The organism is Leptodesmis sp. (genome assembly GCF_052746595.1).
On the sequence record NZ_JBRAGO010000039.1, the window covers coordinates 14996 to 37605 of the forward strand.

At 49.6% G+C, this 22610-nt stretch carries 21 protein-coding genes and 1 pseudogene; 11 read left to right on the forward strand and 11 right to left on the reverse strand.

The annotated features are described in order from the left end of the window. Positions 1 to 256: pseudogene (locus ACUVQO_RS10590) on the forward strand (ABC transporter permease); the annotation flags it as partial. A gap of 25 nt (positions 257 to 281) precedes the next feature. On the opposite strand, the gene ACUVQO_RS10595 reads toward ACUVQO_RS10590, so the two are convergent. Next, positions 282 to 1343 (reverse strand): isochorismatase, encoded by a 1062-nt coding sequence (locus ACUVQO_RS10595; protein ID WP_445925846.1) that lies wholly within the window; start codon positions 1341 to 1343, stop codon positions 282 to 284. Between the two features lie 365 nt (positions 1344 to 1708). On the opposite strand from ACUVQO_RS10595, the gene ACUVQO_RS10600 reads away from it, so the two are divergent. Both ACUVQO_RS10600 and ACUVQO_RS10605 read left to right on the forward strand, forming a co-directional pair. Next, positions 1709 to 1900 (forward strand): hypothetical protein, encoded by a 192-nt coding sequence (locus tag ACUVQO_RS10600; RefSeq protein WP_445925847.1) that lies wholly within the window; start codon positions 1709 to 1711, stop codon positions 1898 to 1900. After that, positions 1842 to 3437 carry a peptidoglycan DD-metalloendopeptidase family protein gene (locus ACUVQO_RS10605; protein ID WP_445925848.1) on the forward strand — a complete coding sequence of 532 codons (1596 nt, stop codon included), beginning with the start codon at positions 1842 to 1844 and terminating at the stop codon, positions 3435 to 3437. The genes ACUVQO_RS10600 and ACUVQO_RS10605 overlap by 59 nt, the downstream gene beginning before the upstream one ends. Before the next feature lie 17 nt (positions 3438 to 3454). On the opposite strand, the gene ACUVQO_RS10610 is transcribed toward ACUVQO_RS10605, so the two are convergent. Continuing rightward, on the reverse strand, positions 3455 to 3667 hold the full coding sequence (locus ACUVQO_RS10610) for a hypothetical protein (RefSeq protein WP_445925849.1): 213 nt from the start codon (positions 3665 to 3667) through the stop codon (positions 3455 to 3457). 194 nt (positions 3668 to 3861) lie between these two features. On the opposite strand from ACUVQO_RS10610, the gene ACUVQO_RS10615 reads away from it, so the two are divergent. Next, the gene (locus tag ACUVQO_RS10615; RefSeq protein ID WP_445925850.1) at positions 3862 to 4302 is read left to right on the forward strand and encodes a peptidylprolyl isomerase; all 441 of its coding nucleotides are present in this window, start codon (positions 3862 to 3864) and stop codon (positions 4300 to 4302) included. A 38-nt stretch (positions 4303 to 4340) separates the two neighbouring features. Here the strand turns inward: ACUVQO_RS10615 and ACUVQO_RS10620 are convergent, their stop codons facing one another. From ACUVQO_RS10620 to ACUVQO_RS10635, 4 genes are all read right to left on the reverse strand, one after another. Further along, a complete protein-coding gene (locus ACUVQO_RS10620; RefSeq protein WP_445925851.1) occupies positions 4341 to 5054 on the reverse strand; it encodes a M15 family metallopeptidase in 714 nt (237 codons plus the stop codon). Between the two features lie 150 nt (positions 5055 to 5204). Next, positions 5205 to 6107, reverse strand: a complete 903-nt coding sequence (locus ACUVQO_RS10625) for a cell division protein FtsX (RefSeq protein ID WP_445925852.1) — start codon at positions 6105 to 6107, stop codon at positions 5205 to 5207. 10 nt (positions 6108 to 6117) lie between these two features. Next, complete coding sequence (locus ACUVQO_RS10630; RefSeq protein ID WP_445925853.1) at positions 6118 to 7014, reverse strand: helix-turn-helix domain-containing protein; 897 nt, start codon at positions 7012 to 7014, stop codon at positions 6118 to 6120. Positions 7015 to 7172: 158 nt separating this feature from the next. After that, positions 7173 to 7787 carry a CPP1-like family protein gene (locus tag ACUVQO_RS10635; protein WP_445925854.1) on the reverse strand — a complete coding sequence of 205 codons (615 nt, stop codon included), beginning with the start codon at positions 7785 to 7787 and terminating at the stop codon, positions 7173 to 7175. Between the two features lie 573 nt (positions 7788 to 8360). Here ACUVQO_RS10635 and ACUVQO_RS10640 point away from each other — a divergent pair. Next, entirely contained in the window at positions 8361 to 9083 is a 723-nt protein-coding gene (locus ACUVQO_RS10640) for a response regulator transcription factor (protein ID WP_445925855.1), read from the forward strand. Here the strand turns inward: ACUVQO_RS10640 and ACUVQO_RS10645 are convergent. Continuing rightward, complete coding sequence (locus tag ACUVQO_RS10645; RefSeq protein WP_445925856.1) at positions 9075 to 10241, reverse strand: sensor histidine kinase; 1167 nt, start codon at positions 10239 to 10241, stop codon at positions 9075 to 9077. The two genes, ACUVQO_RS10640 and ACUVQO_RS10645, sit on opposite strands and share 9 nt — an antisense overlap. A gap of 81 nt (positions 10242 to 10322) precedes the next feature. Here ACUVQO_RS10645 and ACUVQO_RS10650 point away from each other — a divergent pair, with 81 nt between their 5' ends. Further along, positions 10323 to 11975 carry an ABC1 kinase family protein gene (locus ACUVQO_RS10650; RefSeq protein WP_445925857.1) on the forward strand — a complete coding sequence of 551 codons (1653 nt, stop codon included), beginning with the start codon at positions 10323 to 10325 and terminating at the stop codon, positions 11973 to 11975. 291 nt (positions 11976 to 12266) lie between these two features. Here ACUVQO_RS10650 and ACUVQO_RS10655 read toward each other — a convergent pair whose 3' ends face one another. After that, positions 12267 to 13244, reverse strand: coding sequence for a DUF1517 domain-containing protein (locus ACUVQO_RS10655; RefSeq protein WP_445925858.1), 978 nt, complete (start codon positions 13242 to 13244; stop codon positions 12267 to 12269). Positions 13245 to 13713: 469 nt separating this feature from the next. Between ACUVQO_RS10655 and ACUVQO_RS10660 the strand changes: the two genes are divergently transcribed. Then, positions 13714 to 13884, forward strand: coding sequence for a hypothetical protein (locus ACUVQO_RS10660; protein WP_233747802.1), 171 nt, complete (start codon positions 13714 to 13716; stop codon positions 13882 to 13884). A gap of 97 nt (positions 13885 to 13981) precedes the next feature. On the opposite strand, the gene ACUVQO_RS10665 is transcribed toward ACUVQO_RS10660, so the two are convergent. Next, entirely contained in the window at positions 13982 to 16276 is a 2295-nt protein-coding gene (locus ACUVQO_RS10665; RefSeq protein ID WP_445925859.1) for a PAS domain-containing protein, read from the reverse strand. Positions 16277 to 16558: 282 nt separating this feature from the next. Here ACUVQO_RS10665 and ffh point away from each other — a divergent pair, with 282 nt between their 5' ends. The 4 genes from ffh (at position 16559) to ACUVQO_RS10685 (ending at position 19746) form a co-directional block, all read left to right on the forward strand. Beyond that, on the forward strand, positions 16559 to 18007 hold the full coding sequence (gene ffh / locus ACUVQO_RS10670; RefSeq protein WP_445925860.1) for a signal recognition particle protein: 1449 nt from the start codon (positions 16559 to 16561) through the stop codon (positions 18005 to 18007). 128 nt (positions 18008 to 18135) lie between these two features. Continuing rightward, positions 18136 to 18384, forward strand: a complete 249-nt coding sequence (gene rpsP, locus ACUVQO_RS10675; RefSeq protein WP_233747805.1) for a 30S ribosomal protein S16 — start codon at positions 18136 to 18138, stop codon at positions 18382 to 18384. Continuing rightward, on the forward strand, positions 18377 to 18763 hold the full coding sequence (locus tag ACUVQO_RS10680; RefSeq protein WP_445925861.1) for a KH domain-containing protein: 387 nt from the start codon (positions 18377 to 18379) through the stop codon (positions 18761 to 18763). Before rpsP ends, ACUVQO_RS10680 begins: the two co-directional genes overlap by 8 nt. Before the next feature lie 17 nt (positions 18764 to 18780). Further along, positions 18781 to 19746: a PhoH family protein gene (locus ACUVQO_RS10685; protein WP_445925862.1), complete on the forward strand. Its 966-nt coding sequence runs from the start codon at positions 18781 to 18783 to the stop codon at positions 19744 to 19746. Between the two features lie 196 nt (positions 19747 to 19942). On the opposite strand, the gene ACUVQO_RS10690 is transcribed toward ACUVQO_RS10685, so the two are convergent. Next, on the reverse strand, positions 19943 to 20902 hold the full coding sequence (locus ACUVQO_RS10690; RefSeq protein ID WP_445925863.1) for an alpha-E domain-containing protein: 960 nt from the start codon (positions 20900 to 20902) through the stop codon (positions 19943 to 19945). Positions 20903 to 21012: 110 nt separating this feature from the next. Then, positions 21013 to 22449 carry a circularly permuted type 2 ATP-grasp protein gene (locus tag ACUVQO_RS10695; protein ID WP_445925864.1) on the reverse strand — a complete coding sequence of 479 codons (1437 nt, stop codon included), beginning with the start codon at positions 22447 to 22449 and terminating at the stop codon, positions 21013 to 21015. Between the last annotated feature and the right edge of the window lie 161 nt (positions 22450 to 22610).

Here is a 22610-nt window from a genome sequence, read left to right on the forward strand (position 1 = left end):
AGTGGCTTTAAGTTGCTATTTATTTGGAATTTTGCAGTCGCTGGCCAGTGTTGCTCAAAGTTCTATTCCTGATGTTCCTACCCAGGTCTTTACGGTCGCGCCTTTTGTATTAATGATTTTATTTCTGGTACTCACTTCCAGCGAATGGTTGGAGCGACTCTTTAAGCTGCTTCCTCCAGCACTCAGTCGGTTTATGTCCCAGGCGGTTCACAGCACGCCACCCCTGGCTCTGGGAAAGGTGTTTGAGCAGGACTAAGCGCTGCCCTTTGTATTGGTTATGGTTATTTGTCTTTAGTTACGCTCTGGCTAAGACTCTGCCAGTCAGCGATCGCCTCGGTAGATTGAACACGATGCATCCCGGCCTCAGCAAACCCCTGGAAAGCTGCATCCGCCTGACTGGTAAAGTCCACGACACCAGGAACCACGACGGGAGAGGTGCAATCTTCTAGCAAGTACACTTTTTCAGCCAGGGAGGGATCCACCGCTTGAATTTCGGTGAGCAGATCAGCGATCGTCCATGCCACACAATGACTCTTGGCCTGACCTGCCACAATTACGGCATCAAAGGCCAGTAATCGATCAATTAAGGCTGAATTTTTCTGAGCGATCGCCCGTCCCTGACTGTCTTCCAGAACTTCAGGCCGTAACACAGAATAGTTTTCGGTCAGAAGATTATTCCCTTTCAGTTCAAAGCGGGGCTGGCTACTGCGAGCGATGCAGTGAAAAAAGATGGCTTCCTCTACTGCCGACACCAGCGCATGCCCAATGCCGCCTAACATCGAATGGTAGGGCCAGATGGTCAGTGGATACTTGCCTGCCTCAGTCAGTTTGCGTGTGTAGTGCAAGGTATAGCGCTGTAAAGCTGGATAGTCGCCCTGCATGAGACTGGCCGCGATCGCTGGATTCACTTGCCAACGACCCTGTTCAACGTCTTCCAGATGAATCATGGTGGCGGCGGGAACAGGATGCTCACCGTTTTGATCCACCCAAAAGATGGGATGAAAAATCTGCATCGCTGTGTGAGTATCCAGGGTCGGCACAATTTCGGTAATTGAGCCTAAATTACGGTAGATGAACTGGCACAGGCGAATGTTATCTTCTACCGCTCCCATTCCCGACTGGCCACCCACGAACAGTTCAAAGCCTGGAATACAAAAGGTATTTTGCACATCTACGGCTAACAAACAAGTTCGTCTGTGATCGCCCGCGGCCGGTTGCATGCCATATCGTTTAGCCCAGGCAGCAGCTTCTGCGGCTCTCTCCTGATAGGGAACTCGCCACACTTCTCCCACCCGCTGCGGATCGAAATGCTGGGGAATTGGCAGTAGCGTTTGGGTTGTCATAGCGAATTAGAGGAAAATGCGCCATCTTAATTATAGTAAATTTTACCATTAATGGTAGTGGAAACGGTGGCGAGCGCACAGGTACTGATGACTGAACCACAAGTTTTATAGAAGGGGTAAACAACCGTATATTTGCGGTATCTGTTGGGGCATTGGCTTGAGACCCGTTAGATACTTCCTCTGGAATTGGCCCGAACTTCACCTATTCCTCATACACTTTTCCGTGCTTTTGCAATTTCTTGCCAAAAACTGAGCGGATTGGTGGGACGTAACGGGGTATTCTGTAAACGTTTGCCGTTCAATTTCAATCCTGATTGCATCCCCCTAACGTTAGATCACTGTGTTGTCCTTAGGAGGTTCCTCCGTTGTTTACTGAGCAGCCCGCTCCTCCCCAACCCGCCGCCCATATTCAGGTGCAGCCTGCAGCGATCGCGGCTCCTCAAGCGGCTCCTTCACCCGCCCCGATTGAGCGTGGAGTTGCTGCCCCCGAATCTGCCTGTGAAACCTCTCTCCAATGCAGCCCCCGTAGAAGCTCCCAGCACAACTCCGGCATCTAGCCCTACATCCAGTCCAGCGCCTGAGCCAACTCCTCCCAGTCAACCCACCACTTCGGAAGCCGGATCTAGCTCCTCACCCGAAGCAGCTAAAGCTCAGCGACGGCAGGAGATTGAGCAAGCGTTAATTAAACTGACAAATCAAGCTCAAGCCAAACAAAAAGAACAACAGCAGCAACAGGCCGCTACAGAAGCTGCGAAATATTTAGAGGCGGGCGATATCGAGCAGGCACAACTGGCAACAAAATTTATTACCTTACCTGCAGATGTCCGAGCCAAGCTGTTGAAAAGAATGGCTGAAGCTCAGGCCAAGAAAGGAAAAGCTACGGTAGCTAAGGGAGCGCCTGCTCGTCTGCAAGCTGATGTTGGATTAGATAGGTCAGGGGTTGCTGCTGGTTATGCTGCCCCTGCCGGAGGATACTCAACTCAGGCAATTTTACCCTCTATGCCGATCGGGGTTTCCTTCCCGTTTGGCAAATTAATGGGCAAAGGAAACTTTAAGTTGGTCTTTCCTTTAGGAGTTATCGCTCCCATTACCTCGGTCTTTGGTTGGCGGATTCATCCTATTGATGGTTCTCCTCGTTTCCATCGAGGTACTGATTTTGGAGCGCCTTATGGTAGTCCGGTTGTTGCCGCTATGGCTGGTGTGGTAGAGGCTGCGGGCTATATGGATGGTTACGGCCTGACGGTGATTTTGCGGCATAACAACCAGCAAACGCTCTATGCTCACATGTCTCAGGTGTTTGTGAAGGCTGGCGATACCCTGAAGCAAGGACAACTGCTGGGTCAGGTGGGCAGCACCGGAAATTCGACTGGACCGCATCTCCATTTTGAGGTGCATCAGCTTACAGATCAGGGATGGGTCGCACTGGATCCTGCGGCAGCTTTGCATCAGGCGATCGCGCTGGCCCAGAATCTTTCCCCTAAACCCTTCGCCTTCAATGGGCAACTGGTTAATCTGTCAGCATCAGGGCTACTGGATTTGAATGCTCCCAGTGTTGATTTTGAGGATTTTAGTGGGGGTAGTACGCTTCTCTCCAGCCTGTTGTCTCCTTCCACTCTGCTGTCTTCTTTCGCGGATGAACATGCCCCTGTGCGAGTCCCCTTTACGCTCCTCCCTCCGGCCATTCCTGAGTTTGGTTGGCTGATTTCACCCCTTGTAGATAATTTATTGGCAGATCAGACGGCCTTCCTTTCCCTGCCCGGTCTACCAGAAGCCCCACAAGCTATTTCCTTCCAGCCCGTACCCTCCCTGACCGAAAAACCAGTTGAATCGGTGGCGGCTAATTCCTGGATGGCCACACCCGCTAAACCTCCTCAACTCCGGGTAGCGACTAGCAAACCTCTGGCTCATCTAACGATCGCAGAATCGATGCTAGGGGTTGTGAATGTAGCCAGCTTACGGCGACTCAGCCCTCAACAGCCCAAAACGGCAATTAAATCGGCTGGTTTACAAGTGGCTCAATCTTTCCAACCCATTCAAGTTACGGAATCAGGACTGCAACCCCTGAAACTCAGCAATAGCCGTCTTCGTAGGTAGTCCGGTAGAGTGGCGCCTTACCGAGTTCGGGGACGGTTCTGACAGGAATGCCGATAGCAGTAGTAACGCATGGCTCCCAGGCTACCCAGCAAGATGAGGATTTGTACTATCCAGGGAGCTAAAACAAAGCTGATGAGCAAGCCTCCGATCGCCACGATCGTAGACAAAATGGCAGTCATTTCTTCCTGCGTGCGTAATCGCACGAACGCCGCTATCAAGGAGATTGTCAAAGGAATCAGGAAAGACAGGTTCATTGGAACTGCTAGCCACTTACTCCTGATTTTTATACTACCATATAGCCATAAAATTGATTGAAATTGTGGGGAACTCTTGAGCGCGATCGTGACTCGCCCCGGATTTAACCCTGGTAGGATCAAGGAGTCTTTCGGGGCACACAACCAATTCAAGATTCCAAGGAGTAGTTATGACTCGCGCCATTATGGAAACTAACAAGGGCACGATCCATCTAGATCTGTTTGACCAGGATGCCCCCAATACGGTGAAGAATTTTGTTGAACTGGCAAAAAGTGGCTTCTATGATGGCCTTGCCTTTCATCGAGTGATTCCCAACTTTATGATTCAAGGGGGATGTCCCAACACTCGCGAGGGAGCATCTGGAATACCTGGTACAGGCGGCCCTGGTTATCGGATTAAGTGCGAAATTAATGCCAATAAACATGAAACGGGTAGCCTATCGATGGCCCATGCAGGTAAAGATACCGGAGGCAGCCAGTTTTTCATCTGCCATTCTCCCCAGCGGCACCTGGATGGAGTGCATACCGTATTTGGCAAAACCGTTGACATGAATGTCGTGAATACAATTCGTCAGGGAGATCGGATTCTGTCCGTCAAGATCGAAGAATAAGCAGACAGACAGGTTCATCCAGATTCTGTGTTGATGGATCAGGCAACGCGACCGTAACAGGCGATCGCTGCAAACGTCGAATCAGCTTGATTCATCAACCAGGCCCACATCTGATCGCCATAGCAAAAATGCCACCACTCTCCTGGATGTCGTTGAAATCCCGCCTGAGTCATTACCCAATTTAATAACTCTCGATGAGCATGATAGGTCTGCTCTGGCGCATTTTTACTGGTAGCAAAATGATTGGGATAGGATCGAGGTGATAACTCGTCAATCGGTGAGCCCATATCCACCACCTGTGCCGTTGCGTCTACCAGGGTGATATCCACGGCTCCACCTGTACTGTGAGGAGGTGGTTTGGCGGGATCCGGATCGGGTAATGCCCAAAACTCATAGACCAGTTCCAGAATTGCGGCTCGTTCTAGCTCTGTTAATTCCGATTCTGTTAATCTCTTTTGTTGCAGTACCTCAGCAAAAGTGTGATCCACCATAAATTGCTGCACAGCCAATGGACGGTAAGCATCAAAAATTTGAATCTTCCAGCCCGGATGCGATTTCTGTAGCTGAGACTGAGCATTTAACAACCGCTCTAGCACCCCCTGTCTAACGTAGAACGGAGATTTATCGTCGTAAGGTGCCCCCAGTCTTTCATAGGGATGGGGATGGATAAAGGTAAAAGGATCAGAGGGAATTGCAACCAGAGGTTCACCGCATTCCTGGATAGGAACCAGCTTGTAGGGCTTGAGGGGCATCAGGTGGAGTGGAGGGTGAGTGGTGGATAGTAGATGGAGTGGAAGCGGGATAACTTCTGGGTTTATGGGGTGGTGGAACTGCTTAGTGACTGGCACTTTGAATCAGCATCTGCTCATCGCAACAGTGAGTAGTTTTAACGGTGAGCAGTTTTAGCGGAGAGCAATCCGCCGGACAGCAAATAGACTGCCCAGAACCCCGACAGAACTGCCAAAAGTCAGCAAAATGAAAGGTAGCAAAAACAACTGCAGTGAATTCAGTTGCAGCCCATTGGCAAGAAACTGAAAGAATTCTGGCTGCTGGGCCAGGAGATGATTGAGAAACTGCTGTAAGCTCAGCAGGAAAGCCCAGGCGATCGCAGACCCAGCTAATCCAAAAAAAACTCCTTGCAGAATAAAGGGTAAGTAAATCCAGGTTGTTTTGGCTCCCACCAACTGCATCACTTCAATTTCTCGGCGACGGGCCAGGACAATTAATCGAATGGTGGTGGTAATCACGGCGATCGCTGTAGCGGTCAGTAGTCCAATCACCAGCAGACTGATCCAGCTTAAGCCTCGATTAAGTTGAGCGACTCGTTGAACGGCTTCATCCACGTACTGAACATCTTCTACCCCCTTAATTCGGGACAGTTTTTCTGCTAAAACGGGAACGCCTGCCGAAGATCGGGCTTTCACTTTCAACTCATCGACCAGAGGATTGCCCTCTAACTGCCTGGTCGCTCCATTAATCTCAGATAGCCCCAATTCCTGCACTAAATTAGCCCATGCTTCCTCTTTGGGAATGGCCTGTACGGTTTCGACTTCTGGCATTGCTGCCACGATCGGTTTCAAATCATTCGCCTGAAACCCGGTACTAAGATAAACTGAGACTTCCAACTGGCTACCAAACTGTTGCAGCAACCCCTCCAGTTGCCAGGAGGCTTGTAAACTAATGCCAAACAGTAAGAGTAATACGGCTACTGTACTGACCGCCGCCCAATTCATCCATCCGCCCCGTCGCAGTCCCAGCAAGGTTTCTCGCAGTAGGTAATTTGTCTTCGTGAAAAACTGAAACATGGCCCACACCTTAAATGTTGTGGTTCACGTTAGACAAGGATTCGGAGATCGTCAAGTCCAGTTTGTCTTGGGTGTCAGTCTGGCTAGTGTTCTGAGCAGGTGGGCAGGTTATCTCAACGACTTCCCAAACGTTCCCCAGAGGTGTGGCATCCCCTTGATTGCAAGATAGAACTACGGCTCCAGCATTCCCTGCTGTAATCACCAGTTCTTTCCGAGCCTGCCAGGTTCGTTGTTCCCCCTGATCTAAAGTGCCTTCAAAAGCCGTTTTACCATCGGCTATCACCTGCAACCAGGATCTATCAGTCAGGCTAACCTCGGCCTTTGCCAAGCCAGTTGTTCTGGTTCCTGTCTCAGTTGAGGAACTGGAACTAGAGGGGGCAGGTTTTTTAGCTGTTGCTGCGGGGATCTCTGATTGAGAAGCGGCTATTGGAGGGGGAGGAGTAGCAGGTCGTCTCAAGGCACTGAAGATACCCAGCGCGATCGCCCCAATTAGCACTGCAGCTCCTACCCCAGCTAGCAGCAACGGGCGGGAAGAGAACATGGGTGATTCTGGCCTTGTAGCGGATTTAGCAGGCCCGTAACTTGCCGGTTGGGCTTCTTGACCTAGCTCACCAAGCTCATCAGTCTCTGTTGGAGGTGGAACAGCAGGTTCAATCGGAAAAGCATCGGCAATTTCTATGCCATCTAACCCTAAAGTATCGGCATAACGCCGGATGAAGCCACGAATGTAGACAGGTTCGGGAAGTTGCTCAAGTTTAAACGAATCTAGCGCCTGCAGCAGCCTCAAAGGGATATAGGTCTGGCTGGCTATTTTCTCCAGCGAGATGCTCTTTTGCTCACGCTGATAAGACAAATACTCCACGATTTGCCTCAACTGCTCAACCTGAGTTGCATCTAACCCCTTCATCGACGTTCCCATGATTTTGTAGACCTGCCACTACTGTTCTCAAACGGTTATGAAAGTAACCCTAAAGCTACCAACAAATGGTCATCTGAGCAAACCTATTAGCCGTGAGTATCATAGGGAATCAGTTGAAGAGATGTAAAGCACAGGGAAGTTTTGATTTAGCGCAGAAAGCTGCTAATTAACCAGAGAGCAAGGAATGTCACCGCACTGGCAAAGGTGTCGATGGTTATGTGGGTACTGACCCAAGTGCTTTCCAGTAAATTAAACAATCCTCCACCCAGTAATAAACCTACGATCAACCCCGCAAACCCCAGGAGAACAGCCCGTCCTAGCTTTTGCTCCTTACGGTAGAGAAAATAGAACGCTAAGCCAACCCCTACAATCAGGCTAAACTGTACAGCCGTGGGTACAAAGATGACCAAAGCTGCTAATCCTACAAAAATTCCCGCTGGCAGCAAAATATCCATGCGAGATGGGGTATCGATCAATCGCTGTAGCCATTGTGGAGAGCGACTGGTTGCGATCTGAACAGGGCTGGGAGATGGCTCAACCACTCGTTCCGGAAAGCGAATTCCCTCTGGCACTTTAATCTTGCCCTCTTGCCGCATTCGCAGTCGATCCATCAGCACCGCATCATAGGCGGCCTCAATTTTCTTAACCTGCTCAGCGTCACCGTTAAATTCGGCGCATAAGCGATTGCGAGCCGCCTGAATTTCATCAAAGCTTGAGTCTTTTGTAACCCCAAGCTGGTCGTATGGGTTTTGCTCACTCATACTGTTACTCCACCTTCTCTCCCCTTACATTAGAGCCTATCTGAAAAACAATAACAGTTACCAATGAGGATCTTCAAAAGGGATGGCGTCGATCGTGCCACTGATTGAAGTTCATAAGTAATTTACAGAAATTCGTCAAAATCTCCTAAAGCATGATTCAATAGATGAGATTTACATCATCAGGGGGCAAATACGGCTTCTGAGCATCACAGAGGATTTGGTGTTCATCTCTCCTTTGCGAAGATGTTGACTAAGAAAGTGTGTTTCCCTTGCTCTTTTTCCGGAAAATCCGAAATGTTTAGAGCACCTTGTAAAAAGCTAGGGCATACTAGCGGATGTACTATCTAGTTTGCACATCAGGACGAATTAGATTTAGCTGACAAGGCCAAATGCTTTGCTTCTGAGCGGTTGTGAGCGTATTTAAATTCAGTTTGCCATCATCAATTGGCTTAGAATGTGTGATGCACATCTAGACCACAGGCTTAGGGCTAGGCCATTGCTCATGTCTGTTGCCAACCTGATTTTTCTCCAAACCTAAACTTTATTCGCCCTCAAAAATGTAAGGTTATGGCCATGGCACCTGCCAAGATTCTCGTAGTTGACGATGATCCTGCAATTCGTAACCTAATTTTTCGCTTTCTCACCCGGCAGAACTACCAGATGGAGGCTGCTGAAGATGGTAAGAGTGCGATGTCAATGTTTGAGCAATTTAATCCCGATCTGGTGATCTTGGATGTTAATTTGCCAGATGCTAACGGTTACAACCTCTGTCAAGAGATGCAAGGTCGCACTGGGGTTTTTGTATTGATGCTAACAAGCCGGACGGATGAAGCGGACAAAATTCGCGGATTTAGCCAGGGAGCCGATGACTATATTACCAAGCCGTTTAGTTTGGTGGAATTGGGAGTCCGGGTTCAGGCGATTCTCAAACGGCAACGCACCGTCACAACAGGTGAACAACAATGCCTGACGTTTGAAAAGCTGGTGATTGATCCAGTCCGGCGAGAGGTGAAGCTGAATGGAGAATTAATTCCCCTGACGGCATTAGAGTTCGACCTGTTATATTTTCTGGCCAAGAACCCAGGCCGAGTCTGGCGGCGGGCGGAGTTGATCCAGGAAGTGTGGGACTACGAATATGTAGGTGATCAACGGGTGGTTGATGTTCATATTGGCCAGATTCGCAAGAAGATTGAAATTGACACCAGTCAGCCAGCTCTAATTCAAACTGTGCGTGGGGTTGGATACAAGTTTGAGGCTCCGAGTGAAGAAACGGAAGGGGAAGTTGCTTCAGCTTGACCTTAGAGAACCAGTTACTTGTTCTGACTTCGCTAAAGAATGAGGTAAGGAAAGGGTAAAACAACTGCCTTTTCCTAATTCAGAGGTAACGGTGATCGTTCCCTCATGGAGTTGTGCCAGTTTTTGTGCAAGTGCCAGTCCTAACCCTGTTCCTTCATATTTTCTATCGAGTCCGCTTTCAAGTTGTTGAAAGGGCTGAAAGAGCAGGCTGAGATCGGTTTCAGCAATGCCAATTCCAGTATCACTAACGATGAACTGCACATGCTGGTTTGCATGCTGAACAGATAAAGCGATCGCACCAGATTCAGTAAATTTGACGGCATTTGACAATAGATTTACCAGGATTTGTCTGAGCCGTCGCCGATCGCCGATACAGGTATCCACCTCAGGAGACAGGTTGATAGAAACCTGCAATCCCTTATTTTCTGCGTGTTCTCGAATAAATTCCACGCTGGATCGACAAAGTTCTGGAATCTGGATCAGTTCCAGTTGCAAGTCTTCTCGGCCTGCTTCAATTTTGGACAGGTCTAACAGGTCGTTAATCAATTCCAGTAAGTGTTCTCCGCTGGCATGAATACTTTTGAGATATTGTTCCTGTTTTTCATTCAAAGGGCCAAGAACCTGCTGTAGCAAAACACTGGAAAATCCCAGAATACTGGTTAAAGGAGTTCGCAGTTCATGGCTCATATTGGCCAGAAATTCGCTTTTGGCCCGATTTGCTGCATCCGACAAGTGTTTCTCTCGTTCCAGATCCTGAGTCCGTTGATGCACGATCGCTTCTAGCCGTTCATAACTTTGAGCATTGTAAAGGGCGATCGCACACTGATCGGCTACCGCCTTGACCATCGCCACTTCATCCTCAGTCCATACCCGATCGCGATCGCACTGCTGTAAACAAACTCCTCCTAGATACTCGGCCTGGTAGATCAGGGGCGTCATCAAGAACGCCCGCACCTGAAATTGCTGGGCTATCTGTTGCACTATTGAGGGTTGATGGTTATCAATCTGATTCAGACAGACTTGCATTCCTTGCGAGAGTTGATCGACGTAATACTCAAATAAGCCGCACTGAACACCAATCATGTTTTCCCGACTAGAAGTTTTACGGCTACTATAACGGCAGGCCATTCTGCCAGAGTCATCGGGTAAAAAAGTCAAACCCCAACCCGTAAGGAGCGTTAACTGCTAGTGTTTAGGTGTTAGCTGGTAAAGTTCCCTAATTTTTCTAAACCTAAACTCATGTTTCTTCGCATTGTTCAAACCAGTTCCCGCCAACGAGAGATTGCCGAAGTTGTACTCCGGAATGGGTGGGGCTATATGCGACGGCTGTTGAGTGGAGCGAAAGCAGAAGAACCGAAATTGCCGCCTCCTGCCGTGCTTCGTAACATTCTGATTGATCTGGGGCCAGTGTATGTGAAGTTGGGACAGTTACTCAGCACTCGTCCGGATTTACTCCCTGCTGAATACATCAACGAACTCACGGCACTGCAGGCAGAGGTACCTCCTGTCCCCTGGGAAGAAGTAGAAGTGGTAATCCGGCAACAAATTCATAGTCCTCTGGAGGACGTTTTCAAAGTGATCAATCCTCAACCGGTGGCTGCCGGATCGATCGCCCAAACCCATCGTGCAACTTTGATTGATGGTCGGGAAGTGGCTCTGAAAGTACAGCGACCGGGCATTGAAATCACGATCGAACAGGATATTTCCCTGATTACCAGTCTGGCAGATGTAGTTTCTCTAACGCGGGTAGGGCAGTACTACGATTTAAAGTCCCTGGCTAATGAGTTTGCTGGTGCTTTGCGGGGAGAACTGGACTTTTCTCGGGAAGCGGAAGCTACAGATCAATTACGACGCAATCTAGCCGGAAGCCGCTGGTTTAAACCCGATCGGCTGGTAATTCCCGAAATTTATTGGGATCTGACAACTGAAAAGTTGCTGGTGATGGAGTGGCTGGATGGGGAACCCCTGTTAACCGCCAACTTTACTGGGGGGGATGCAGGAACTGGGGTTAAGGCCGAAAAACAGGCAATTGTTAGCCTGTTGATCCGTGCTTTTTTTCAGCAGATTTATATCGATGGCTTCTTCCATGCTGATCCCCATCCTGGCAACCTGTTTTATCTCAAAGACGGACGAATCGCTTTACTAGATTGCGGCATGATTGGCCGACTGGATCCCCGGACGCAGCAGGTGTTGACGGAAATGCTGTTGGCGATGGTGAACCTGGATGCACAACGCTGTGCCCAACTCACTCTGCAGTTAGCTGAATCCATACAGCCCGTTAATTTAGCCCGGTTAGAAGCGGAGTACGATCGCCTGTTAAGACGGTACTATAGCCTCAGTCTGTCGCAGATCAACTTCAGCCAATTGTTTTATGAAGTGCTGCAACGGGCGCGAGAAAATGGCCTGCGAGTTCCCGGAAATATGGGACTGTATGCCAAGACTTTGGCTAACCTGGAGGGAGTAGCTCGCACACTGGATCCAGAGTTCAATCTACCAAATCAGATCAAGCCCTTAATGACTGATCTGTTTCAGCGGCAATTGCTCGGTGAGGCTCCCCTGCCTGCTTTGTTAAGAACAGCACTGGATCTGAAAAGCCTGGGCCTACAATCTCCTCGCCAGATTGAATTGTTGCTTGAGCGTGTGACTTCAGAGAGCTTGCAATGGAAACTCAGTTTGCGAGAACTGGAAGGTTTACGTCGTAGCCTGGATGATTCGGCTAACCGACTGTCTTTCAGTATTGTCGTCGGTTCCATGATCATGGGTGCTGCATTTATTTTGACGAACGATCGCACATCCAGCCTATTCTGGGTCAGCATCACCCTGTTCTTCTCCGCTAGTTTTTTAGGACTCTGGCTGATTGTTAGTGTGCTGCGATCGGGGCAGTTGAAGTAAATAACTCAATGAGCAATTGTGTACGGAACAGTGTCTGGCGGTTAAAGCTGCGACTACGCTAACAAAGTTTGCTGGCGCAGGCCCAATACAATCAAGGTTTTCAGTAACCGGCGTCGGCAGGCTTTCTTCGGATAGCCGCGACTTCAGTCGCCAAGGTGATTTTCCAAGACAAAAGGGGGCTCGGCCCCCTTTTTTGCTCAACTATTAGTCTGTTTAGAGCTAAACCAAGTTCAGCGAGAGAATGGTCGTTTTACAATCAGAAAAACTCCAGTTCTAGATTTTGGACAAGGCTTAAATCATTCTCAGGCCAGGATATTCAACGAGGAGATCCTCTTTGGTAAGAACTTCATTTTCAGATTGAGGAGTCCACAGAACTTCCAGAGCCAGCAATCGATCGCTAGATACACTACCCAGTTTGCTTAAGGCTTGCCGCAGGTCTTCTGCAGAATTAATCGTGGGCAGTTTCAACTCGCCTTGAGCCGCAGCCAGAATTGTCACGACAATGTATTCTCCTGGGCCTTCAGCATTGGCAGCTAAGTCACCCTCTTCATCCTGTCCAACCAGCAAAGCATCTATGGGAGCTTGTCTGAGTTGGTTATTCACATTAGAGAGGGTTTCCCGGCTGAATTTACTGCGTTCTGCTAGCAGCAACCGATTAAAGTCAGCTTCAGCGGTGGTTAACCGGGCTTGATGAACACTGGCACTGGCATGAGTCCAATATTCGGGGTGGCGCAGCAGAGCCAGGGTGGTTTCTTGCAGTACCTCCGTTAACCCTTCACTAGAGCTGGTGTCAGCTTTTAACGCCAGCTTATTCAGATCCTCTTGCAGTTCCCGTGCTCCGGCCAATAAGCCAACTTGCAGCCGCTCCACACTAACCTGTGGGTTGACGGAAGTGTCATAGTCCAGGCTGTCTCCCCCAGCAATGCGGCGGAAGCTCTGGAACAGGAAGGTAGCGATCGCAAAGAAAATCAGTAACGTAAACAGTCCACCGCCTCCAAAGAAGAAGGTCGGTACCAGAAAGGGAAATCCGAAGCCACCACCTGGGTAGTATCCGCCACCGGGATAATAGCCACCACCGGGAGGGGCATAGGTGCGGGGAGCAGAATAGCTACGAGGGGCAGGTGCCCGGAAGGAACCGCCACCAATTCGACCGCCACCCGCGGCTGCTAAAGCGTCATTGGCATGACCCAGGGTTAGACCCAACGCCAGGGCGATCGCCACCAGAGACTTAAGCAGCGGTTTGATGTAGGAAGTCAGTTTTTTGTGCATAAAACACCTTTTAACCCAAACCGTTTTAACAGGTGTAATCCTATAGGTGTGACGATACTACTCTACAGGTTCGACCCTTTTTCCGAGAGCGTATTAACCCTTTGTTAAGAGTTATAAACATCTCTTACCCTTTAATTTATCCCTTCTGACCGCTGTTGGGCGTGCCCCAAAGCAGGAATTAGAAGGGAGATTTCCGTACTATACAGGGGGAATGCCGTATGTGAGGAAATAAGGGGAGTGGGGTGAGGGAGTAGGGAAAAAGATGGGGGAGATGAGAAGGGTATTGAAAGTTCTTTGACTGGCTTGAGAAAACTCTTAATTCTTAGAACATTGACGAAATGCTTAATCTTCCTACAATAGAGAGGAAAGTAAAGAAATGTGACAGATCGTTGCTTTCAGGTTACACGTTAGGCGATCGCCTGACGTTTATTCAACCCGTTGTTTAGTACCCCACGAAGAGGTTTATCTCATGACTCAACAGCAACCCGCCGTTACCCCCAAGCTGAATGAACCCAAGTTTGGTTTTAATGAATACGCAGAACGCCTGAATGGTCGTGCCGCCATGATTGGCTTTGCTCTAGCGCTAGCGATCGAGTATTTCTCTGGTCAGGGCCTGCTGTCCTGGTTAGGCTTAGGCTAGCCCCAAGAAATTACCCCTATACGGGCATAGCATTCGGGTAAGATTTTCGTCTTCTACCAGGGTCGAACCGCGAATGCTATGCCCCTGTGCCCCCGAGTCAACTATCTGGCAGAACTCGGACGCGCATGAACTTCAATCCGGTTACTCCCTGTAGGGCTTCTACAGTGCCCTGTTCGATCTCGCTATCAACTAAACCTTCTCGCATCAGGTAATGCAGGTACTGCCGATACTCTTCTAACTCCTCATAGGTTGAATACACTAATGTCAGCATTTCTGGTTGAGTGATGCGGGCTTGAGTTTTTTCATCTCTCGCTTTATCAATTCGCTTTTTGACAATTTCATACCGGGTATCGCGAGTACCCCGCACATCAAACAGTTTTTCTGTCGTCTCATCATGGAAGATGTCTACAGTGCAATCTTGCACCAGAACCAGATGGGTCACCTGCAGGGTCGTGTCATACTCCTGCTGAAGCTGGAGCGCAGTACGGGCACAGGCGCACATGGCCCGGAGTTGTTCATAGCGTAGGCTGCGAAGTCGAAATTTACTGAAATTGAGATCAATGGATTGGCCCGCATAAATCATGTGGTCAATTCCATCTGTAGCTTCGACATCGCAGTAATGGGGCGTGATTTCTTGCATCCGCCGCTGCCAGTCTTCCCAGGTTTCTTTGAGGCGAGCATTGATTTGCCCAATGGTGCGATCGTAGTCCGCCCGTGCCTGATAAAAGCATTGCTGTTCGTTGTCACAGGCGTGCTGGTAGGCGGCGATCGTCGCGACTGCTTGCTCACCACACTGAGCAAAATAATCAAAGTAAACTTCTAAATGGTTTTTCAGGTAACGGGTTTCGGTAACTTCAGCCTCAACTGTAATTTTTTCCTGCAAACGGCGAATTCGTTCCAACAGGTCTAGCCGAATTTGTTCTGCTAAAGCACTCTTTTTCCCCTGACAGGCAGCTTCGACTACTGCCAGTCCCAGGCGCAGTTGTTGCAGGAGGTCTGCCTGAATTGCCCGGTTGCGTGCCTCTGAGGATCCGCGAATATCGGAAATTCCATATAGAGGGTAAACGCGGTCAAAGACGATCGGTTCAGCGGGCAGTCCCAGGCTGCGCCGCTCGGCTTCTTGCAAAAACCGCCATTCCACAGCGGGGTGGATGTTGGTAATAAAACGCTGTTGCACCAATTGCTGTTGAGCGGAGGTGAGGGCGCGAGTCAGAGCCGGAATTAGTTGTTCCGCATGGGAACAATCCAGACCATCAAAGTGATGGGGGCAATCGCTGAGTACTCCTACCAATCCCAGGGTTTGGGTCAGGTCGGACGGTAAGGAATCTGAGGTTCCAGTGATTGGCACCGGACAACTTAATGGAATTAACAGGAGCGATCGTGTCTCCTGCGGCCATAGCTGATGTTCTAATTCTGTTCTCTGGCTCGCCTCTAAATCAGAAACAATGGTTACCTGATTAGTTTGCAGCGAGGACATCAAGCAAGTGGCTTGGAGCGTTGTAATAGGGTAAGTGTGGGTTTCCAGGCAGGATGAAGACAAGGTGAAAACCCGGAACTGATCTCCTTCAATCGTTAAGATGAAGCTATTTTGGGCGCGGAATAGGGATTGTAACTGCTGGTTGACCTGGCAGAATTTTTGAGGACGGAGAATGGAGTTGCGATCGATCAGCAACTGGGTAGTCTGGCGGATCAGTTCCCACGCTGTAACATCCAGTCCTTCCAGCAACAACTGTCCCTGAATCTGGTAATTGTTCAAACAAATCTGCTGCTCTAGTTGCTTCAGTTGCTCCGGATCCGTGAGCCTGGCTTCCAGGTCTTGCACTGACCTTTGCATCAGTTTCAGGTCAGCAAACTCATCCAGTTCACTATTAATCCGACGAAGGTTCAGTTGGTCAGATCGCAACCAGAACTTGATGTAACGAGGGGCGGCTAGGGAACTAGGAAGAGTCACCATAGCTGGAACTTCCAGAAGCCGAAATCGGCTTACATTGAGGGAGTAAAACTGACGCAAAATTAAATGCAATAAATGCCGTCGATACAATTGCTGGAGGGCCAGGAAATTAGCTTCCGAAAGTAAGCGCGATAGCAGGGTCTTTAAATCCTCTCCTTGTTCAGTCGGATGCATCAAATTGCCAGCTTCAATCCCCAACAGCCGACAAAAGGCATGATTGGCATACTGAACTTTTAAACTGCCTGGTTCGATCGCGGCCACCAGCATCTGGCTAGATTCATGAAACGCTTGCACCCAACTCAATTGCTCCATCCACAGTTGAAGAGTTTCAGCCGTGGCTCGATCAGAACATTGAGCCGCGAGGGTTTGTAAATCGCTCTGAATACTGCGATACTCTGGTCTATCGACAACCTTGAAACGGCTGTGGGGCAATCGTGACATTCCGCCAAAGGGGCTGATTCAGACGTATGCATAGGACTTACAGCGAGTGACGATTTCGTATTAGTGTTCCTTGACTCTTTTACCATTTAACTTCAGGAGCCAGGGTCACATCTCCTGCCACATGTAAAATTCAAAATCCCGAACGGTATCGTCCCTGCAAGCGTTAATCTGGTAAATGAGTATTAAGCCAAGTCCAGCTAGAAATCGATTTTTTCCTGTAGGGGAAACAACAGTTCTGGACTTTGGTGAGGTTGAATTAACGGCAAAGAACGAGCATAACCTATGTTTGAAGCGCTCTCTGAACGTCTGGAATCCGCCTGGAAAAAGCTTCGGGGTCAGGACAAAATTTCGGAGTCCAATATTAAAGATGCAGTACGAGAAGTGCGTCGGGCCTTACTGGAAGCAGATGTAAACCTCCAGGTTGTCAAAGATTTTGTGGCGCAGGTAGAGGCCAATGCCCAGGGTGCAGAAGTCATTGCGGGAGTTCGCCCTGACCAGCAATTTATTGAAATTGTCTACAACGAATTGGTTCAGGTGATGGGGGAAACCAATGCTCCCCTGGCAGAAGCAGAAACTGCTCCCACGATCGTCCTGATGGCGGGCTTACAGGGAACCGGGAAAACCACAGCTAGTGCGAAATTGGCCTTACATTTGCGGAAAGAAAACCGCAGCACTATGTTAGTGGCCACAGACGTATATCGCCCTGCGGCGATCGACCAGCTGATCACCCTGGGTAAACAGATCGATGTCCCGGTGTTTGAGATGGGCAGTGATGCCAATCCGGTTGAGATCGCGCGTCAGGGAGTTGAGAGAGCCAAAGCTGAAGGTATTAATACCGTCATCATTGACACGGCTGGTCGGCTGCAGATCGATGAAGATATGATGGCAGAACTGGCTCAAATCAAAGACGCGGTTCAACCCCACGAAGTTTTGTTAGTGGTGGATGCGATGACGGGTCAGGAAGCCGCCAATTTGACGCGCACCTTCCATGACGAGATTGGCATTACCGGGGCGATTCTCACCAAGATGGATGGGGACACTCGTGGTGGAGCAGCGTTATCGGTGCGGCAAATTTCTGGCCAGCCGATTAAATTTATTGGGACGGGTGAAAAGGTAGAAGCGCTGCAACCCTTCTATCCCGATCGCATGGCTTCCCGAATTCTGGGCATGGGGGATGTGCTGACCCTGGTGGAAAAAGCCCGCGAAGAAGTAGATTTTGCCGAAGCTGAAAAGATGCAGGAGAAAATCCTCTCGGCCAAGTTCGACTTCACTGATTTCTTGAAACAGACCCGTTTGCTGAAAAATATGGGTTCCCTGGGCGGCATTATGAAGCTGATTCCAGGGATGAACAAACTCAGTGCCGATCAACTGCAAAAGGGCGAAACTGAACTTAAGCGAGCGGAAGCCATGATTGGCTCCATGACCCTGGAAGAACGAAAGAATCCGGATTTGTTAGCCAGTTCTCCCAGCCGCCGTCGCCGCATTGCCAAAGGATCGGGCTACCGGGAAAGCGATGTCAGTGAACTGGTGAGCAAATTCCAGCAGATGCGAAACATGATGCAAATGTTGGGCCAGGGCCGTTTTCCAGGAATGGGAATGCCAGGAATGGAAGGTATGGGCAATCCCTATGGCGGTCGTCCCCAACCGGGTTGGCGGGGTTATCCTGGCAGTGGCGCACCCGCGAAGAAAAAGAAGAAGGACAAAAAGAAAAAGGGATTTGGTTCCCTTTAATGGTCTGCAAAGAGGTTACTGGATCTTCCCTGCTTCGTGATATGATGAATAATCCATGAATTTGGATAATGTTTCTGATTGCCCCTTGGGGTATCTTACCTATTTAGCAGGAAAACCCGTACAACAGCATGATCAAACTGCGATTGAAGCGATTTGGTAAAAAACGCGAAGTCAGCTACAGAATTGTAGCGATGAACAGTAATTCTCGCCGGGATGGCCGCCCCCTGGAAGAACTGGGTTTCTACAATCCCAGATCCGATGAAGTACGGTTGGATGTGCCTGCGATCGTGAAGCGATTGAAAGAAGGCGCACAACCCACTGATACAGTGCGTAGCATCCTGCAAAAAGCTAACGTGTTTGAACAACTCAATGCCTGATCCCGTTGCTCCTCCTGTTTCCCAAACTGCTCCCCCAGACTATGAAGCGCTGATTCGCTTTCTGGTGAAACCGTTTTTGGAATCCACCGATGTGTTGCGGTTAGATTGCGAGGTTTCCCAGACCAGGCCAAAAATTTGGGTGCGAATTGCTTTTGAAAATGCAGATAAGAGCCGGGTATTTGGTCGCGGTGGTCGCAATATCCAGGCGATTCGGACAGTGCTGGAAGCGATCGCTGGACTATCTGGCTACTCCATTCATTTTGATATTTTTGGAGGGCCACCGATAGCCAACGGCAATGGTGTTGATCGGGGATCCGGAGAAAAACCATCTCCCCGTCGTTCCGGGCCTTCCAGGGGAGCGCCCCGACCTCGCCGTTAGGAGGCAAAGCGGTTGGCATGCTAGAGTCTTTAACGATTCAATTACCCAGCATTGACAGTGCGATCGCTCTAGCGGGTGAACGAGAAGGCAACCTGAAAGTGTTGTCCCAGCAAACAGGGGCAAAGCTGGTCTTACGGGGACAAGAGCTACTGATCTCCGGTACTGATACTCAGGTTGATCTCAGTCAGCGGCTGATTCAATCCCTGGCAGATTATTGGAGCCAGGGAAAGGCGATTACAGGTGTGGATATTCTGACGGCGCGACAGGCGATCGATACCCGTCGCCAGGAAGAACTTCAAGACTTGCAAAAGGATGTCCTGGCTCGCACTCGCCGGGGAGAAGAGATTCGCGCCAAGACCTTCCGACAACGGCAATATGTTCAAGCCGTTCGCACTCAGGATCTCACATTCTGCATTGGCCCAGCCGGAACAGGTAAGACTTTTTTGGCTGCTGTTCTGGGAGTACAAGCTTTACTGGCCAATCAGTTTGAACGCTTGATTCTCACTCGCCCTGCCGTAGAAGCGGGTGAAAAATTGGGTTTTTTGCCAGGGGATTTACAGCAAAAGGTGAACCCTTATCTGCGACCGCTCTACGATGCCCTATTTGAGTTTATCGACCCAGAAAAAATTCCCAATCTCATGGAACGGGGGGTAATCGAAGTGGCGCCGATCGCTTATATGAGAGGGCGCACTCTGAATAATGCCTTCATCATTCTGGATGAGGCTCAAAACACAACCCCGGCGCAAATGAAGATGATTCTTACCCGGCTAGGGTTCCAATCGCGCATGGTGGTTACAGGCGACCTCACCCAAACTGACCTGCCTGCCAATCAAGCTTCTGGTCTGGCAGTGGCCGAAAAAATTCTGCAGTCTGTTGAAGGCATTGCTTTTTGCCATCTCACGAAGGCTGATGTTGTGCGCCATCCCCTCGTCCAGCGCATCGTCTCCGCCTACGAACATTACGAAACCTCGAAAAATCGTTAGGATGCTCAGGCAAAGCACATTCTCACGAGACCTCCTGCAAATTAGCGAAAAACCGTAGCATGGGCAAAGAGCAATGCCGTGCCCATTACATGATTGTGCTTTATCTGAATGGGCACACTTTGTTTTGCCCAGCCTACTTCTGGTTCCCTTGCGAACGCATCCTGCGTAAGAATTCTGAGTTATTAAGTTCACGGTTCTAAGCGACTGTTTCCAAAGAGAAAAAGGTTGTAAAAATCTTGTCGCCGACTTCGTTCATCCGACTTTGCAAATCATCCAGAAACTCATGTAATCCCTGTTGAATGATTTCCTCGATGGTGATGTAATCCAAATCCGATCGCAGCCGACCCAGGGAGCGTTCAACCGGGATGCGCCAGTTGCCAACAGGAGTACCAGTGATATGGTGGAGCGATCGCTCAGCCCGCATAATACAGGAGCGCACCGATCGAGGAAATTCCCTATCCAGGATCAAGAATTCAGCCACGGCCATCGGGGAAATTCGGTGTGCCCCCTGCTTACGATACATTTCATAAGCACTGGCTGATTTTAGCAATGCCATCCACTGCAATTCATCCAGCGTAGATCCCACGTCTTTGGGGGAGGGTAGCAAAATATAGTACTTCACATCCAGAATCCGGGCTGTTTTATCCGCCCGTTCGATCAAGCGACCAATTTGCCCGAAGTGCCAGCCTTCGTTATGGGTCATCGTCGCATCCATCACTCCAGCAAACAAATGGCTGTGCAGTTTCACTTCCTCAAAAAACTTGAGAATAGTCGTCAGATCGGACAGATGCCCAGATTGCGCCACATCCATCACCATCAGATAGAAGGAGTTGACCTGCTGCCACATTTCCGAGGAGATGACATCCCGGACGGAGCGAGCATTCTCCCTGGCAATTCGTAAACAGGACAGGATGGAGTTAGGATAATCCGCATCAAAGGTGAGAAAGCGAATCACATTTTCTGCTGTGGCTTCCCCGTAGCGATCGCGAAACAGCGGCAAATCTCCTGTCGTTAGCACGATCGGTTCCCATTGTGTTGTAGCGGAAGACGAATCCAGCAACAGGTTCAGGTTAACTTCCACAAATCGGGCCACATTCTCAGCCCGTTCGACATATCGAGTTAACCAGTAAATTGAATCAGCAACACGACTTAGCATAGATGAGTTTTGAGTTCTCAGTTTTAAGTTTTGAGTTGAGAGTTAAAAGTTGAGAGTTAAAAGTTGAGAGTTAAGAGTTGTGAGTTTCCCGAAGCCCCAATCCCTGATCCCTATTCTTTACAAACCACCCACGTATCTTTACTGCCGCCTCCCTGAGAAGAGTTCACAACCAGAGAGCCACGACGCAGGGCAACACGGGTGAGGCCACCGGGATTAACGAAAATATTTTTGCCATAGAGGATGTAGGGGCGTAGATCAACATGGCAGCCTTCGAATTGATCGTCAATGATCGCGGGAACTCGCGACAGGCAGAGAGTGGGTTGGGCGATGTAGTTGCGGGGGAAGGCTTTGATCTTTTCGGCAAATTCTTCCCGTTGTTCGGGGGTGGCATGGGGGCCGACTAACATCCCATACCCTCCTGACTCTCCGGCAGATTTGACAACCAGTTTGTCGAGATTGGCTAGGACATGGCTCTGCTGATGTGGTTCCCAGCACAGGAAGGTGGGAACGTTGGGGATAATGGCTTCCTCGCCCAGGTAGTAGCGAATCATGTCGGGGACGTAGGAGTAGATTACCTTGTCATCGGCGACTCCGGTTCCTAAAGCATTGGCGATCGCCACTTTACCCGTCCGGTAGACTTCCATTAATCCTGGTACGCCCAGCATGGAGTCAGGCCGGAAGGCTTTGGGGTCAATAAAATCATCGTCAATCCGGCGATAAATCACATCCACCCGTTGTAAACCTTTAGTGGTTCTCATTTGCAGATAGCCATCGGCAACCACCAGATCGCGCCCTTCCACCAATTGCACACCCATCTGCTGTGCCAGGAAGGAATGCTCGAAATAAGCAGAGTTATAAATTCCGGGAGTAAGGACAACGACGGTCGGATCGCTCAGGTGATCGGGAGCAAGGTTCAGCAGGGTTTCCAATAACTGACTGGGATATTCTTCCACGGTCTGGATTTTCATAGTATCGAATACCATGGGGAAGGTACTCTTCATCACCCGCCGATTTTCCAGCACATAGGATACTCCAGAGGGACAGCGGAGGTTATCTTCCAGCACATACCACTGCCCGTTGCGATCGCGCACCAGATCGGTTCCCGTAATATGGCACCAGATACCCTGCGGTGGTTGCAATCCCATACAGGGCTTCAGAAAACCACTGGCCGAATAAACAATTTCTGCCGGAATGACGCTGTCTTTGAGGATTTTTTGGTCAGAGTAAACGTCCGCCAAAAACTTATTGAGGGCATAAATCCGCTGTTTCAATCCTTTTTCCAGGATTGTCCAATCATCCGCCGACACAATTCTGGGAATAATGTCAAACGGCAGGATGCGCTCAGTTCCCTGGCTGTCACTATAGACATTGAAGGTGACTCCCATTTTGAACAAGGCTATTTGAGCCGCTTTCTGTCGCCGTAATACTTCTTCCATTCCCAGAGCGTTTAAGCGCTCAATCAGGGGAATGGCTTCTGGACGCGGTTGCCCCTGTTGGATAAACAGTTCATCGTAAAAATCGCCTGGATCGTAGTCGTTGAAGTTCACGGGTTTCTTCCCAGTAGATTGCAGTATAAGCTTAGACCCTACTGAATAGTGGGGATGTAGCCCACAAACCGTATCGATCGATACAAAACGCTTTGTACTTCATTTCTTGACTCTCTCCCCACGCCTAAAGGCAGGGGATTCTTTTCACTGCCCGACGCTAA

Coding starts and splice junctions, on each gene's coding strand:
- ACUVQO_RS10665 (WP_445925859.1), bottom strand. CDS start 16,276: ATGTCACGATTGCCCCACAGCCGTTTCAAGGTTGTCGATAGACCAGAG.
- ACUVQO_RS10595 (WP_445925846.1), bottom strand. CDS start 1,343: ATGACAACCCAAACGCTACTGCCAATTCCCCAGCATTTCGATCCGCAG.
- ACUVQO_RS10635 (WP_445925854.1), bottom strand. CDS start 7,787: ATGAGTGAGCAAAACCCATACGACCAGCTTGGGGTTACAAAAGACTCA.
- ACUVQO_RS10615 (WP_445925850.1), top strand. CDS start 3,862: ATGACTCGCGCCATTATGGAAACTAACAAGGGCACGATCCATCTAGAT.
- ACUVQO_RS10690 (WP_445925863.1), bottom strand. CDS start 20,902: ATGCTAAGTCGTGTTGCTGATTCAATTTACTGGTTAACTCGATATGTC.
- ACUVQO_RS10620 (WP_445925851.1), bottom strand. CDS start 5,054: ATGCCCCTCAAGCCCTACAAGCTGGTTCCTATCCAGGAATGCGGTGAA.
- ACUVQO_RS10640 (WP_445925855.1), top strand. CDS start 8,361: ATGGCACCTGCCAAGATTCTCGTAGTTGACGATGATCCTGCAATTCGT.
- ACUVQO_RS10625 (WP_445925852.1), bottom strand. CDS start 6,107: ATGTTTCAGTTTTTCACGAAGACAAATTACCTACTGCGAGAAACCTTG.
- ACUVQO_RS10630 (WP_445925853.1), bottom strand. CDS start 7,014: ATGAAGGGGTTAGATGCAACTCAGGTTGAGCAGTTGAGGCAAATCGTG.
- ffh (WP_445925860.1), top strand. CDS start 16,559: ATGTTTGAAGCGCTCTCTGAACGTCTGGAATCCGCCTGGAAAAAGCTT.
- rpsP (WP_233747805.1), top strand. CDS start 18,136: ATGATCAAACTGCGATTGAAGCGATTTGGTAAAAAACGCGAAGTCAGC.
- ACUVQO_RS10685 (WP_445925862.1), top strand. CDS start 18,781: ATGCTAGAGTCTTTAACGATTCAATTACCCAGCATTGACAGTGCGATC.
- ACUVQO_RS10660 (WP_233747802.1), top strand. CDS start 13,714: ATGACTCAACAGCAACCCGCCGTTACCCCCAAGCTGAATGAACCCAAG.
- ACUVQO_RS10680 (WP_445925861.1), top strand. CDS start 18,377: ATGCCTGATCCCGTTGCTCCTCCTGTTTCCCAAACTGCTCCCCCAGAC.
- ACUVQO_RS10650 (WP_445925857.1), top strand. CDS start 10,323: ATGTTTCTTCGCATTGTTCAAACCAGTTCCCGCCAACGAGAGATTGCC.
- ACUVQO_RS10655 (WP_445925858.1), bottom strand. CDS start 13,244: ATGCACAAAAAACTGACTTCCTACATCAAACCGCTGCTTAAGTCTCTG.